This window comes from Acidovorax sp. HMWF018 (assembly GCF_003061035.1).
GTDB lineage: Bacteria > Pseudomonadota > Gammaproteobacteria > Burkholderiales > Burkholderiaceae_C > Acidovorax > Acidovorax delafieldii.
The window spans coordinates 436-1424 of record NZ_QAIM01000651.1; the positions used below are offsets into that span (position 1 = coordinate 436).

Annotated in this window: 1 protein-coding gene; it reads left to right on the top strand. The window is 68.6% G+C overall.

The genetic code is table 11. The annotated features are described in order from the left end of the window. Positions 1 to 882 (top strand): efflux transporter outer membrane subunit (locus DBR23_RS27210; protein WP_233250782.1); only part of this gene is annotated, 882 nt, incomplete at its 5' end. Between the last annotated feature and the right edge of the window lie 107 nt (positions 883 to 989).

The window sequence follows — 989 nt, forward strand, 5'->3', positions numbered from 1 at the left end:
CTGGTGGCCCAGCGCGATGTGGCCACGCGCGCGCTGGAGCAACGGGAAGAACAGCGCAAGCTCACGCAAGAGCGCACCTCTGCCGGCCTTGACAGCCAGGTCGAGCTGACCCAGGCCCAGGCCGCTGTGCCCGATGCCCGCACACAAATCGAAGCGCTCGAAGAGCAGATCACCCTGGGCCGCCGCCAACTGGCCGTGCTGACCGGCCAGGCGCCCGACGCCCTGCCCCAGCTCACGCCCCGCCTTGCCGCCCTGCAGCCCACTGCCGTGCCCGAGGTGCTGGGTGCCGACCTGCTGGGCCGCCGCCCCGATGTGGTGGCCGCGCGCTGGCGCGTGGAAGCGGCAACGCAAGGTGTGAACAGCGCGCGCAGCGAGTTCTATCCCAACATCAACATCGGCGCGTTCATTGGCCTGAACTCGCTGGGGCTGGACCGTTTGTTCAACGGTAGCTCGCGCCAGATGGGCGTGACGCCCGCGCTGCGCCTGCCAATCTTTGACGGGGGCCGCCTGCGCGCCCAGCTGGGCGGCCGCGCCGCCGAGCTGGACGTGGCCATCGCCCAGTACAACGGCGCCGTGCTCGATGCGGTGAAGGAAGCCGGCGATGCCGTGGCCTCCATCCAGTCGCTCACCCGCCAGCAGACCTTGCAGGACGAGGCCGTGGCCAGTGCCGAAAAAGCCTACCGCTTTGCGCAGGAGCGCTACCGCGCGGGCCTGGGCAACTACCTGGTGGTGCTCTCCACCGAAAGCCAGGTGCTGGCCCAGCGCCGCCTGGCCGTGGACCTGCGCGCCCGCCAGCTCGACACCCGCCTGGTGCTGATGAAGGCCCTGGGTGGCGGCTGGACGGACGACACGGCCGTGCTGCACACCGCCGCCGCGCACTGACCGGCCCACCGGAGGGCAAGCCGGGATAAAGCCAGTTTTGGCTCATAAGCCTTCAGGTTATTTGAAATACGTTCTTTATTCGATTCTAGGGCTCAATCTGAAGGCTG